Source organism: Streptomyces griseofuscus (genome assembly GCF_014673495.1).
Lineage (GTDB): Bacteria > Actinomycetota > Actinomycetes > Streptomycetales > Streptomycetaceae > Streptomyces > Streptomyces murinus.
On record NZ_CP051006.1, the window covers coordinates 5,882,399 to 5,895,639 of the forward strand.

The following is a 13,241-nucleotide window of genomic DNA, read 5'->3' on the forward strand; positions in this document are numbered from 1 at the left end:
CCGGCCCGGCTTGCTTGGAGTGCACTCGAAGGTCATAGCGTTGAGGCATGACGGTGATGCAGACCACGCCTGCGACCCTTGAGGACTCACACCCTGCCGACATCTGCTCCGCCCGGCCGCCGCGCCACCCGCGCCCGGACGGCCAGGACCGCTACACGATCAGCGAGGTCGTCGCCTGCACCGGCCTGACCGCGCACACGCTGCGCTGGTACGAACGGATCGGCCTGATGCCGCACGTCGACCGCTCGCACACGGGTCAGCGCCGGTACACCAACCGCGACCTGGACTGGCTGGACCTGGTGACCAAGCTGCGGCTGACCGGCATGCCGGTGGCGGACATGGTCAGGTACGCGGAGCTGGTGCGTGAGGGCGCCGGGACCTACCGGGAGCGGCAGGAACTGCTGGAGCAGACCCGCCGGGACGTGCTCGGCCGGATCGCGGAGCTGCGGGAAACGCTCGCCGTGCTCGACCGCAAGATCGATTTTTACGCCACTGAGGGGAACACGCGATGACCGACACCAGGATTCCGACGGCCCGCCTGGGAGCGCAGGGACCCGAGGTCGGTGTGCAGGGACTCGGCTGCATGGGCATGAGCTTCGGCTACGGCCCCACCGACACCGACCAGGCGCGCGCCGCCCTCGACCGGGCGCTGGAGCTCGGCGTGACCCTCTACGACACCGCCGACGCGTACGGCGCCGGCGAGAACGAGCGGTTCCTCGCCCCGTTCTTCCGGGCCCACCGCGACGAGGTGGTGATCGCCACCAAGTTCGCCCTGTCCATCCCGAAGGACGACCCGACGCGGCGGATCATCCGCAATGACTCCCCGTACATCCGTGAGGCCGTCGAGGGCAGCCTCCAGCGGCTCGGCGTGGAGGCGATCGACCTCTACTACATGCACCGCCGCGATGTGAACGTGCCCATCGAGGAGACCGTGGGCACGATGGCGGAGCTGGTGCGCGAGGGCAAGGTCAAGTACCTGGGCCTCAGCGAGGTCACCGCCGAGGAGCTGCGCGCCGCGCACGCCGTGCACCCGATCGCGGCCGTGCAGTCGGAGTGGTCCCTGTTCAGCCGGGACATCGAGGCACACGTCGTGCCCGCCGCACGGGAGCTGGGCGTCGCCCTGGTGCCGTACTCGCCGCTCGGCCGGGGCTTCCTCACGGGCGCGTTCGCCAACGCGGACAAGGACCTCTCCTCCGACGACTTCCGCCGTCAGCAGCCCCGCTTCACCGGTGACAACGCCGCCGCCAACGCGGCCCTCCTGAAGCCCCTGCACACCATCGCCGCCGCCCATGACGCGAGCGCCGCCCAGATCGCCCTGGCCTGGGTCCAGCAGCGCGCGACGGTCGACTCCCTCTCGGTGATCCCGATCCCGGGCACCCGCAAGGCGAGCCGGGTGGAGGAGAACGTGGGCGCGACCCGGATCACCCTGACCGAGGACGAGCTGGCGCAGCTGGAGCCGATCGCGGGCAAGGTGGCGGGCGAGCGGTACGCGGACATGGCGTTCACCTCGGCCGGCCGCGAGTGATCACAGCTCCGCGAGCAGTTCCGCCTTCTTGCCGGCGAACTCCTCGTCGGTCACCAGCCCGGCTTGGTGCAGCTCGCCGAGGTGTCTGATCCGCTCGGCGATGTCCGCGGGGTCGCGGCGGCACTGCGACACCGCGGGCACCGGCCGCCGCGAACGCACGGCCGCGAGCACCGCGGCGGCGAACGGCAGCGACTCGTGCACGGGGCCGTAGCCCAGCCCGAACACCACCGCCGCCGGGTCCTGGTCGGGCTCCGGGACCGCCGCCGCACCCGAGGCGCGCAGCCGCAGGAACCCCTCCAGGGCCTCCGGTGAGCGCCATTCCACCCCGCTGACGTCGGCGATCGCGTAACTCTGGTCGCCGGCCTTCCACTTGGCCGTGGACGCGCCCGTCCAGGACCAGCGGAACTGCACCGACGTCCCGTCGAACGTCGCCTTTCCGTCGTACGCCTTGAACTGGAGCGGCGCCGCGGGCGCGGCCACCAGATACCGGTCCGCGGGGCCCGACTCCGTCAGCCGTGCCGCCAGCTCCTCCGCGCAGGACGCCGCCTGGGGCTCCCGCTCGGCCGGCAGCACCAGCCGATAGGGGTCGGACCCCTCCTTCAGCTGTCCGTCCGCCGCCTCCATGAGCGGATCCGCGCCCGCCCGGGGCACCAGCCGCAGAACGAGGGTGCCACGCCGGCCCGGAGCGAGTGTGACCTCCTCCAGCGCGGACAGCGGGATCCGCCGCTCACCGAGCGCCTGGAACAACTTCGGTGTTCGAATCCCCCGTTCGTAGCGGATGAGCACGGAGTCGGACTCGAACTCCCAGACGGCATGAAAACCCGCCAGTACGTCACCCATGCGGCTCATCGTATGCGGCACGTCCTTCTCCGTCGCCACCTTCACGGACCGCACTTCCTGCTGCTTCTACGCGTGTTGGGCCGTCGTCGTCGCGCCCAGACCGGCCCGGCACATGTCACTTTCACCGGCGCACGTCACCGAGTCGTACGCGCCCGTGCCGATGTCGGCGAGGTTGCGCAGGCTGTCCGTGCCCGGGGTGAAGTACCCGGCGTGGCCCTGCGCGTCCCGCGCGGACAGCACCCGGGCGCCGAAGCCCGCGGCGACCGGATCGGCGCCGTGCCCGAGCCCGCCCAGCTCCAGGTACGGGACGTCCTGGATCCAGTCGGTGGCGTCCCGCATGGCCCACACCCGGGCGGTGGTGTCCAGGTCGGCGGCCCGGGAGACCCGCATCCCGGGGCTGGCGGCCACCGCTATGTCGGCGACCCGCCCGGGCATGTCGTGCGCGGCGACCCCGCACAGCACGGAGCCGTAGCTGTGGCAGAACATCGACACCGGGGCCCGGCCGGGCAGCGCCCGCAGCAGCGCGTTCAGCCGCAGGGAGCCCTCCGCCGCGCGCGCCCCGGTGGCCGCGTCCACGCCGAGGCCGTCGGGGGAGGTGTAGTCGGCCCAGGCGATCACGGCCGTACGCGTCTTCGGGGCGGCGGTGCGCTCCGCCGCGTACAGCGCCTTGGCCATGCCGACCGGGGCGGTGTAGGGGCGGTTGGTCTTCTGGAAGGTGAGCAGGTCGGTGTCGACGCCGGGGACGACGACCGAGATCCGCTGCGCCTTCGTCAGGTTCCCGAACACCTCGGAGATGCGGCCGGTGCCCGACGGGTCGAAGGAGAGGATCTGGCGGCCGGGGGTCAGCAGCGAGTCGTAGCGGTGCATACGACGGCCCGCGTCCTGCTGGCCGGCCGCGCTGAGCCGGCTGTCGTGCATGCGCTCGCGCTCGACCGCGCGCTGCTGCTCCAGGGCGAGATGGTTGGCCTGGTAGCGCAGGGAGACCGGCGCGCCGTTCATGTTGCCCACCGCGAGCGGATAGCGGTGGGCGAGGCGGGAGCGGTCCTGCGCGGAGAGCGAGACGAAGAAGCGGGTGAGCCGCGCCGGGTCGGCCTCCGGGTCCGGCAGCCGCAGCCCGTGCAGGCTGCCGTGGGTCCACTTGTCGCGGGACGCCTGGAGTTCGCCGGACTCCCGGTGGGTGCGCAGGGCGGTCCAACCGGTGGTGGCGAGCATCACGAACACGACGGCCAGCGCCAGCATCGCGCGCCAGACGTTGAGTTGCGGGGAGGAGGTATCGAAGGAAGTCACTGGGAGGACACACTAGGAGAACGAGACGGTCTCGCGGTAACCAGGTGACCGGGATCACGTTTCGGCAGAGATCGAACACGCGGTGAACGATCTTTCGAACCTGTCGCAGTCGATCTGCTGAACACCACATCGGCGGCCCCCCGGACGCACTTCCGTCGATCTTTCCGACGTCGTGCCAACGGCCTCAGTTCGCGCGCCAGTTCCCCTGGAGGGCCGAACTCACCTGATCGAGGTACGACACGGTGAGCGATCTGACGGCCTCCAGGCTGAAGTCCCGGCCCAGGCACCACTGCCGTTCCGTGACCCGAATCACCCCGCCGAACACCGCCACCGCGAGCCTCGGCCGGGGGTCCGTGTCCACGTCCACGCCCTCCCGCTCGGCCAGCAGCCGCGCGAGGCTCTCCTCGACGGCGGTGGAGCGGCGCAGATGTGCGGCGAGCAGCGCGGGCGTCGACTCGATCGTCCGGTACATGCGCAGATACAGCTCCATCGGCACGGCCGACTCGACGGTCTCGCGGATCGAGTCCCAGTCCTGGAGGGCGGCCTGCCGCAGCGCCTCCATCGGCGCCTCGTGCGGCGGCCGGGCGCGCAGGGCGGCCAGGAAGTGGGCCTCCGTCATCTCCTGGACCGCGAAGGCGGCGTCCTCCTTGCCCGCGAAATAGCGGAAGAAGGTGCGCTGCGAGACCTCGCAGGCCGCGGCGATCTCGTCCACCGTCGTGCGCTCGTACCCCTGGGAGGTGAACAGTTCGAGAGCGGCCCGCAGCAGCGACTCCCGGGTACGCCGCTTCTTGCGCTCGCGCAGCGTCTCCATGGCCCCTCGACTGCCCCTTCCCGACCGTTCGACCAGCTCAGCCTATGTGGAAGTCCGCACTGTCAGTTACCGACTTATGAAAATGTTTGTCAACTGTCAGTGGCTGTCACTAGTCTCGAACGCATGACTGGTCAGACCACCATCGACACGACGGGCCCGGGTGACGGAGCCCCGCCGGCCCCGGCGGAGCACGCGCCGGCCACAGGGATGCGCGGCCACCCGTGGCTCACCCTGATCACCGTCGCCGTAGGGGTCATGATGGTGGCCCTGGACGGCACCATCGTGGCCATCGCCAACCCGGCCATCCGCGACCATCTGCACGCGACCTTCGCCGATGTGCAGTGGATCACCAACGCCTACTTCCTCGCCCTCGCGGTCACCCTGATCACCGCGGGCAAGCTCGGTGACCGTTTCGGGCACCGGCAGACCTTCCTCATCGGCGTGACCGGCTTCGCCGCCGCCTCCGGCGCGATCGGGCTGTCGAACAGCATCGCCGCCGTCGTCACCTTCCGCGTCTTCCAGGGCCTGTTCGGCGCGCTGCTGATGCCGGCCGCGCTCGGCCTGCTGCGGGCCACGTTCCCGGCCGAGAAGCTGAACATGGCCATCGGCATCTGGGGCATGGTGATCGGCGCGTCCACCGCGGGCGGCCCGATCCTCGGCGGCGTGCTCGTACAGCACGTCAACTGGCAGTCGGTGTTCTTCATCAATGTGCCGGTCGGCGCGATCGCCCTGGTCCTGGGCCTGCTGATCCTGCTCGACCACCGCGCCCAGAACGCGCCGCGCTCCTTCGACGTGCTCGGCATCGCGCTGCTGTCCGGCGCGATGTTCTGCCTCGTCTGGGCCCTCATCAAGGCGCCGAGCTGGGGCTGGGGCGCGGGCGAGACCTGGGGCTTCATCATCGCCTCGGTCCTGCTCTTCGCGTTCTTCGCGTTCTGGGAGACCAAGGTCGCCGAACCGCTCATCCCGCTCGGCCTGTTCCGCTCCGTGCCGCTGTCGGCCGGTGTGGTCCTGATGGTCCTGATGGCCATCGCCTTCATGGGCGGCCTGTTCTTCGTGACCTTCTACCTCCAGAACGTGCACGGGATGTCGCCGGTCGACGCGGGCCTGCACCTGCTGCCGCTCACCGGCATGATGATCGTCGCCTCGCCGCTCGCCGGCGCCGCGATCACCAAGCTCGGCCCGCGGGTCCCGCTGGCCGGCGGCATGGCCGCGACCGCGATCGCCATGTACGGCATGTCCACCCTCAAGGCCGGCACGGGCAGCGGCGTGATGTCCGTCTGGTTCGCCCTCCTCGGCCTCGGTCTCGCACCGGTCATGGTCGGCGCGACGGAGGTCATCGTCGGCAACGCGCCGATGGAGCTGTCCGGTGTGGCCGGTGGTCTCCAGCAGGCCGCCATGCAGATCGGCGGCAGCCTCGGTACGGCGGTGCTGGGCGCGGTGATGGCCTCCAAGGTCGACAGCGCGCTGCCGGGCAACTGGTCCCACGCGGGGCTGCCGCCGCTGACGCCGGCCCAGCTGGACCAGGCGTCGGAGGCCGTGCAGGCGGGTGTGGCGCCGGTGCAGAAGGGGATACCGGCCGAGATCGCCGCCAAGATCACGGCCGTGGCGCACGACACGTTCATCTCCGGGATGAGCCTCGCGTGCCTGGTCGCCGCCGGTGTCGCCGTGGTCGCGGTGCTGGTGGCCTTCCTGACCAAGCGGGGCGGGAACGCGGAGGCGGGGGCGGGCGTGGGGCATATCTGAGCCCGGTCATCTGACCCCGGTCGTCCGGCCGGGTGATGTGAGGGGCGTTCGCTGGCGCGGCGCGGCCGGGCCGGGACAGAGTTCCACCGGCAGCCGGGTTTGCGGACGCGCACGGCAGGAGGGGGGCGGTGCGCGTCTGCGGCTGCGGATCCGCCGTGGCTTGTCGGGCAGCCGGGTGGCCACTTGCGTGGCCACCCGGCTGCGCCTACGGCACCGCTACGCGTCGCCCCCCGCCGCCCCCGGATGCGCCGCCGTCACGTCCAGCACCTGATACCGGTCGATCGCCTGCTTCAGTACCGAGCGGTCCACCTGCCCCGCCCGCGCCAGCTCCGTGAGTACCGCCACCACGATCGACTGCGCGTCGATGTGGAAGAAGCGCCGCGCCGCCCCCCGCGTGTCGGCGAAGCCGAAGCCGTCCGCGCCGAGGGACTGGTAGGGACCGGGGATCCAGCGCGAGATCTGGTCCGGCACCGACCGCATCCAGTCGGACACCGCGACGAACGGCCCCTCCGAACCGCTCAGTTTGCGCGTCACGTACGGCACGAGCTGCTCCTCCTCCGGGTGCAGGAGGTTGTGCTGCTCGCAGGCCACCGCCTCACGCCGCAGCTCGTTCCAGGACGTCGCGGACCACACCGAGGCCCGTACGTTCCAGTCCTCCGCGAGGATCCGCTGCGCCTCCAGCGCCCACGGCACCGCGACACCCGACGCCATGATCTGCGCCGGGACCGCCCCGCCGGGACCGTCGGACAGCTTGTGGATGCCCTTGACGATGCCCTCGACATCCACCCCGGCCGGCTCCGCGGGATGCTGGATGGGCTCGTTGTAGACGGTGAGGTAGTAGAAGACGTCCTCGCCGTGCGGGTGCTCCGCCGAGCTGCCGTACATACGGCGCAGGCCGTCCTGCACGATGTGCGCGATCTCGTAGGCGTACGCCGGGTCGTACGCGACGCACGCCGGGTTCGTGGAGGCCAGCAACTGCGAGTGCCCGTCGGCGTGTTGCAGTCCCTCGCCGGTGAGCGTCGTACGGCCCGCCGTCGCCCCGAGGACGAATCCGCGCGCCAGCTGGTCGGCCATCTGCCAGAACTGGTCGCCGGTGCGCTGGAACCCGAACATCGAGTAGAAGACGTACACCGGGATCATCGGCTCGCCGTGCGTCGCGTACGCGGACCCCGCCGCGATCAGCGAGGCCGTGCAGCCCGCCTCGGAGATGCCGTCGTGCAGCATCTGGCCGGTCGGCGACTCCTTGTAGGCGAGGAGCAGTTCCCGGTCCACCGACTCGTACTGCTGGCCCAGCGGGTTGTAGATCTTCGCGCTCGGGAAGAAGGAGTCCATGCCGAACGTGCGGTACTCGTCCGGCGCGATCAGTACGAAGCGCCGCCCGATCTCCTTGTCCCGCATGAGGTCCTTGAGCAGCCGTACGAAGGCCATCGTGGTCGCGATGGACTGCTGGCCGGTGCCCTTCTTCACGGTCGCGTAGGCCCTGTCGTCCGGCAGCGCGAGCGCCTTGGAGCGCACCACGCGCGTGGGGACGTACCCGCCGAGGCCCTTGCGGCGGTCGTGCATGTACTGGATCTCCTCCGAGTTCCGCCCCGGGTGGTAGTACGGCGGCAGGCCGGACTCCAGCTCCCGGTCGGAGATCGGCAGATGCAGCCGGTCCCGGAAGCGCTTCAGGTCGTCGACCGTCAGCTTCTTCATCTGGTGCGTGGCGTTGCGGCCCTCGAAGTTCGGGCCCAGCGTCCAGCCCTTGATCGTCTTGGCCAGGATGACCGTCGGCTGGCCCTTGTGCTCATTGGCCGCCTTGAACGCCGCGAAGATCTTGCGGTGGTCGTGGCCGCCGCGGCCCAGGTGCAGGATCTGGTCGTCGCTCAGGTTCTCGACCATCGCGCGCAGCCGCTGGTCGTCGCCGAAGAAGTGCTGCCGGATGTAGGCGCCCGACTCGGTGGCGTACGTCTGGAACTGCCCGTCCGGCGTCATGTTCATCTTGTTGACCAGGACGCCGTCCCGGTCCTGCGCGAGCAGCGGGTCCCAGGAGCGGTCCCAGATCAGCTTGATCACATTCCAGCCGGCGCCCCGGAAGACCGACTCCAGCTCCTGGATGATCTTTCCGTTGCCGCGCACCGGGCCGTCCAGGCGCTGGAGGTTGCAGTTGACCACGAAGGTCAGGTTGTCCAGGCCCTCCCGGGCCGCGAGCGTGAGCTGGCCGAGCGACTCCGGCTCGTCCATCTCGCCGTCGCCGAGGAACGCCCACACATGCGACTTGGAGGTGTCCGCGATGCCGCGCGCCTCCATGTAGCGGTTCATCCGCGCCTGGTAGATCGCGCCCAGCGGGCCCAGGCCCATGGAGACCGTCGGGAACTCCCAGAAGTCCGGCATGGAGCGCGGATGCGGGTAGCTGGACAGGCCGTTCGGGTACGCCGACTTCTCCTGGCGGAAGCCGTCCAGCTGGTTCTCGGTGAGCCGGTCCAGCAGATAGGCGCGGGCGTAGATGCCGGGGGAGGCGTGCCCCTGGAAGAAGACCTGGTCGCCGCCGTCGCCCTCGTCCTTGCCGCGGAAGAAGTGGTTGAAGCCCACGTCGTACAGGGACGCCGAGGAGGCGAACGTGGCGATGTGCCCGCCCACGCCGATGCCGGGGCGCTGGGCGCGCGAGACCATCACGGCCGCGTTCCAGCGCGTCGCGTTCAGGATCCTGCGTTCGATCTCCTCGTTGCCCGGGAAGAACGGCTCGCTCTTGGTCGGGATCGTGTTGACGTAGTCCGTGCTGCGCATCTCGGGCACGGCCACGCGCTTCTCGCGGGCCCGCTCGATCAGCCGCAGCATGAGATAGCGCGCCCGCTCCCGGCCGCGCTCGTCCACGACCGCGTCCAGGGAGTCGAGCCACTCCTGGGTCTCTTCGGGATCGAAGTCAGGAACCTGACTCGGAAGGCCGCCAATGATGATCGGGGTGCGATCGGATCCGGAAGCCACGCTGTTCCTTACCTGTCGGAGGGCCGGTTGTCGCTGCTCGTGCCTACTGCTCGTAGACGCTGCCGCTCATGCCTACTGCCAGTGCCCGCGCCGTTCCCCATCGTGTACCTCGGGGGGACGCCCGTCATCTCCACCTGCGCCACCCCGCGTACCGCCGGAGCACACCGCCGGTCAAAACGCAACGATACGCCCGGGGTGTGACGCGCTTGGCAAAGTTGTTCGATGGTTCCATGCGCGGATGATTCCGCTGAACGCAAACCGGGCACATGCGGGTGATGTGGGTGGCGAGGAATCGAGATACGGTGCCAGGAGTTGCCACGACACGGCCGGTATCGTCACCGTTTCGGCGGTCCGGACGGCCGGGTACTTGCGCTATCCGCCCCGCCCGTGTGGACTACGGCCAATGCTTCGCGCACGCGCGTGGCTGAGATATTCACCAGACATGATCAGGAGGCAACCCGTGAGCGCGACCGCGGACCACGCGGAGGAGCGGACGAACCCTGCCGCCAGGCTGGGGTTCCAGCCCGGACAGGTGGTCCAGGAGATCGGCTACGACGACGACGTCGACCAGGAACTCCGCCAGGCCATCGAGGAAGCCGTCGAGGGCGACCTGATGGACGAGGAATACGACGATGTGGCCGACGCCGTCGTGCTCTGGTTCCGGGACGACGACGGCGACCTGACGGATGCGCTGGTGGACGCCACCACGTACATCGAAGAGGGCGGCGCAATTCTGCTCCTCACGCCGAAGACCGGCCGTTCGGGATACGTCGAGCCGAGCGACATCTCGGAAGCCGCGACGACGGCCGGCCTGACCGCCGCGAAGAGCGTCAGCGTCGGCAAGGACTGGAGCGGCAGCCGGCTGGCCACGCCGAAGGCGGCCAAGTCGAAGCGGTGACCGCGACCGGACGGGCCGGATCTCGCCCCGGCCCGTCCGGAACCCAGGTGATCGCTGCGTAGGGTGGACCAGAGCGTTTGCTGTGCTCTCACCCGAACAGCCCACCGAAGGGAAGCACGACATGGCGATCCAGGTCGGAGACAAGGCGCCCGACTTCGAGCTCAAGGACAACCACGGCCGCACCGTGCGGCTCGCCGACTTCCGCGGCGAGAAGAACGTGGTTCTGCTCTTCTACCCCTTCGCCTTCACCGGCGTGTGCACCGGCGAGCTGTGCGAGCTGCGTGACAACCTGCCGAAGTTCGCCGACCGCGACACCCAGCTGCTCGCCGTCTCGAACGACTCCATCCACAGCCTGCGGGTCTTCGCCGAGCAGGAGGGCCTGGAGTACCCGCTGCTCAGCGACTTCTGGCCGCATGGCAACGTCTCGCGCGACTACGGCGTCTTCGACGAGGACAAGGGCTGCGCGGTGCGGGGCACCTTCATCATCGACAAGGACGGCGTCGTGCGCTGGACCGTGGTCAACGGGCTGCCGGACGCGCGCGATCTGAACGAGTACGTGAAGGCACTCGACACCCTCTAGTCGGCCGGTCGGCCGAACCTGGGAACCTTCGGGTCCAGGGTCTGCGGGGGGCGGGAACTCGTCACTAGGATCGGCTCGTTGATCCCATATCCGAAGCACGACGGGGCTCCCCGCCCCTCGACACCACTTGGAGGACTCGTGGGAGTCAGCCTCAGCAAGGGCGGCAACGTCTCGCTGACCAAGGAGGCCCCGGGCCTGACCGCCGTCATCGTCGGACTGGGCTGGGACGTGCGCACCACGACCGGCACGGACTTCGACCTCGACGCGAGCGCGCTGCTGCTCAACAACTCCGGCAAGGTCATCAGCGACCAGCACTTCGTCTTCTTCAACAACCTCAAGAGCCCCGACGGCTCCGTGGAGCACACCGGCGACAACATCACCGGTGAGGGCGAGGGCGACGACGAGCAGATCAAGATCAACCTCGCCGGCGTGCCCGCCGACGTGGACAAGATCGTCTTCCCGGTGTCGATCTATGACGCCGAGAACCGCCAGCAGTCCTTCGGCCAGGTGCGCAACGCGTTCATCCGCGTCGTCAACCAGGCCGGCGAGGCCGAGATCGCCCGCTACGACCTGAGCGAGGACGCCTCCACCGAGACCGCCATGGTCTTCGGCGAGCTGTACCGCAACGGCGCGGAGTGGAAGTTCCGCGCCATCGGCCAGGGCTACGCGTCCGGGCTGCGCGGCATCGCTCAGGACTTCGGCGTCAACGTCTGACGTCCGGGAGCTGGGACACCGTCCGGCGCCGCGCCGTTCACGGCCGGCGCCGGACGCGCAGGAAACAGAAAGCACTGTCAGGGGAGGACCAGCAATCATGGGCGTGACGCTCGCCAAGGGGGGCAATGTCTCCCTCTCCAAGGCCGCACCGAACCTCACCAACGTCATGATCGGGCTCGGCTGGGACGCGCGCTCCACCACCGGCGCCCCCTTCGACCTGGACGCCAGCGCGCTGCTGTGCGGCGCCAACAACCGGGTGATGGGCGACGAGTGGTTCGTCTTCTACAACCAGCTCAAGAGCCCGGACGGTTCGGTCGAGCACACCGGCGACAACCTCACGGGTGAGGGCGAGGGCGACGACGAGTCGATCCTGGTGGACCTCCCCAAGGTCCCGCCCCAGTGCGAGAAGATCATCTTCCCGGTCTCCATCCATATGGCCGACGAGCGCGGACAGACCTTCGGACAGGTCTCGAACGCGTTCATCCGGGTGGTCAACCAGTCGGACGGTCAAGAACTCGCCCGGTACGACCTCAGCGAGGACGCCTCCACCGAAACCGCCATGATCTTCGGCGAGCTGTACCGCTACCAGGGCGAATGGAAATTCCGGGCGGTCGGTCAGGGGTACGCGTCGGGACTGCGCGGCATCGCTCTAGACTTTGGGGTCAACGTTTCGTAAAGCCGTGCTCGGCGCGGGGGAGACCCTCATGGGAGGCGCCCCCACAACACGATGGGGTAACCAGTGCTACTGAAAACCTTCGGCTGGTCGTTCGCGGTCACCGCGCTCGGCCTGGTCGCCGCCGTCTTCTACGGGGGGTGGGAGGGCTTCGGGGTGGTGGCGATCCTCGCCGTCCTGGAGATCTCGCTGTCCTTCGACAACGCGGTGGTCAACGCCGGGATCCTGAAGAAGATGAGCGCCTTCTGGCAGAAGATCTTCCTCACGGTCGGTGTCCTCATCGCCGTCTTCGGCATGCGGCTGGTCTTCCCCGTCGTCATCGTGGCGATCACCGCCAAGCTCAACCCCATCGACGCGGTGCACCTCGCCTTCGCCGACAAGGACCGCTACCAGCAGCTGGTCACCGACGCCCACCCGGCGATCGCGGCCTTCGGTGGCATGTTCCTGCTGATGATCTTCCTGGACTTCATCTTCGAGGACCGGGACATCAAGTGGCTCCAGTGGATCGAGCGGCCGCTGGCCAAGCTCGGCAAGGTCGACATGCTGTCGGTCTGTATCGCCCTGATCGTCCTGCTGGTCACCTCCTTCACCTTCGCCACCCACGCCCACCAGCACGGCGGCGCGCACATCGACAAGGCGCAGACGGTCCTGATCTCCGGCATCGCCGGCCTGATCACGTACATGATCGTCGGCGGTCTCTCCGGCTTCTTCGAGGAACGCCTGGAGGAAGAGGAGGAGCGTGAGCACGAGGAGGAGGAAGAGGCCGCCCGCACCGGCAAGAAGAAGTCGGCCGTCCTGCTGGCCGGCCAGGCCGCGTTCTTCATGTTCCTCTACCTGGAGGTCCTGGACGCGTCCTTCTCCTTCGACGGTGTGATCGGCGCCTTCGCCATCACCAACGACATCGTGATGATGGCCCTCGGCCTCGGCATCGGCGCGATGTACGTCCGTTCGCTCACCGTCTACCTGGTCCGCCAGGGCACCCTCGACGACTACGTCTACCTGGAGCACGGCGCCCACTACGCGATCGGCGCCCTGGCCATCATCCTGATGGTCACCATCCAGTACGAGATCAACGAGGTGATCACCGGCCTCGTCGGCGTCGTCCTGATCGCCCTGTCCTTCTGGTCCTCCGTACGGCGCAACCGGGCCCTCGAAGCGGCCGAAGGCGGCAGCGGGGAGAAGGCCGAGGTCTCCTCCGGGGTGTGA

12 protein-coding genes are annotated in these 13,241 nt (G+C 69.2%); 8 read left to right on the plus strand and 4 right to left on the minus strand.

All coding sequences use genetic code 11. From position 1 onward, the window contains the following. Positions 1-47 precede the first annotated feature (47 nt). Positions 48-512 carry a MerR family transcriptional regulator gene (locus HEP81_RS26655; RefSeq protein ID WP_037661530.1) on the plus strand — a complete coding sequence of 155 codons (465 nt, stop codon included), beginning with the start codon at positions 48-50 and terminating at the stop codon, positions 510-512. Next, a complete protein-coding gene (locus HEP81_RS26660; protein WP_037661533.1) occupies positions 509-1,525 on the plus strand; it encodes an aldo/keto reductase in 1,017 nt (338 codons plus the stop codon). The genes HEP81_RS26655 and HEP81_RS26660 overlap by 4 nt, the downstream gene beginning before the upstream one ends. Here HEP81_RS26660 and HEP81_RS26665 read toward each other — a convergent pair whose 3' ends face one another. From HEP81_RS26665 to HEP81_RS26675, 3 genes are all read right to left on the minus strand, one after another. Then, complete coding sequence (locus HEP81_RS26665) at positions 1,526-2,365, minus strand: DUF4429 domain-containing protein (RefSeq protein WP_037661576.1); 840 nt, start codon at positions 2,363-2,365, stop codon at positions 1,526-1,528. It lies immediately after the preceding gene. A gap of 66 nt (positions 2,366-2,431) precedes the next feature. After that, positions 2,432-3,652, minus strand: a complete 1,221-nt coding sequence (locus tag HEP81_RS26670; protein ID WP_037661536.1) for an alpha/beta hydrolase — start codon at positions 3,650-3,652, stop codon at positions 2,432-2,434. 184 nt (positions 3,653-3,836) lie between these two features. Continuing rightward, positions 3,837-4,463 carry a TetR family transcriptional regulator gene (locus tag HEP81_RS26675; RefSeq protein WP_037661538.1) on the minus strand — a complete coding sequence of 209 codons (627 nt, stop codon included), beginning with the start codon at positions 4,461-4,463 and terminating at the stop codon, positions 3,837-3,839. A 207-nt stretch (positions 4,464-4,670) separates the two neighbouring features. On the opposite strand from HEP81_RS26675, the gene HEP81_RS26680 reads away from it, so the two are divergent. Then, positions 4,671-6,206 (plus strand): MFS transporter, encoded by a 1,536-nt coding sequence (locus HEP81_RS26680; protein ID WP_375139886.1) that lies wholly within the window; start codon positions 4,671-4,673, stop codon positions 6,204-6,206. A 216-nt stretch (positions 6,207-6,422) separates the two neighbouring features. Here HEP81_RS26680 and aceE read toward each other — a convergent pair whose 3' ends face one another. Further along, positions 6,423-9,170: a pyruvate dehydrogenase (acetyl-transferring), homodimeric type gene (gene aceE, locus HEP81_RS26685; protein WP_037661540.1), complete on the minus strand. Its 2,748-nt coding sequence runs from the start codon at positions 9,168-9,170 to the stop codon at positions 6,423-6,425. Between the two features lie 460 nt (positions 9,171-9,630). Between aceE and HEP81_RS26690 the strand changes: the two genes are divergently transcribed. The 5 genes from HEP81_RS26690 to HEP81_RS26710 all read left to right on the plus strand — a co-directional run bounded on the left by HEP81_RS26690 (position 9,631) and on the right by HEP81_RS26710 (position 13,241). Beyond that, positions 9,631-10,068, plus strand: a complete 438-nt coding sequence (locus HEP81_RS26690; RefSeq protein WP_037661542.1) for a DUF3052 domain-containing protein — start codon at positions 9,631-9,633, stop codon at positions 10,066-10,068. A gap of 121 nt (positions 10,069-10,189) precedes the next feature. After that, the gene (locus HEP81_RS26695; protein WP_037661544.1) at positions 10,190-10,648 is read left to right on the plus strand and encodes a peroxiredoxin; all 459 of its coding nucleotides are present in this window, start codon (positions 10,190-10,192) and stop codon (positions 10,646-10,648) included. A 138-nt stretch (positions 10,649-10,786) separates the two neighbouring features. Then, positions 10,787-11,362, plus strand: coding sequence for a calcium homeostasis/redox stress adaptation protein (locus tag HEP81_RS26700; protein WP_037661546.1), 576 nt, complete (start codon positions 10,787-10,789; stop codon positions 11,360-11,362). A 97-nt stretch (positions 11,363-11,459) separates the two neighbouring features. Continuing rightward, positions 11,460-12,038: a TerD family protein gene (locus tag HEP81_RS26705; protein WP_037661547.1), complete on the plus strand. Its 579-nt coding sequence runs from the start codon at positions 11,460-11,462 to the stop codon at positions 12,036-12,038. 63 nt (positions 12,039-12,101) lie between these two features. Then, positions 12,102-13,241, plus strand: a complete 1,140-nt coding sequence (locus HEP81_RS26710; RefSeq protein WP_037661549.1) for a DUF475 domain-containing protein — start codon at positions 12,102-12,104, stop codon at positions 13,239-13,241.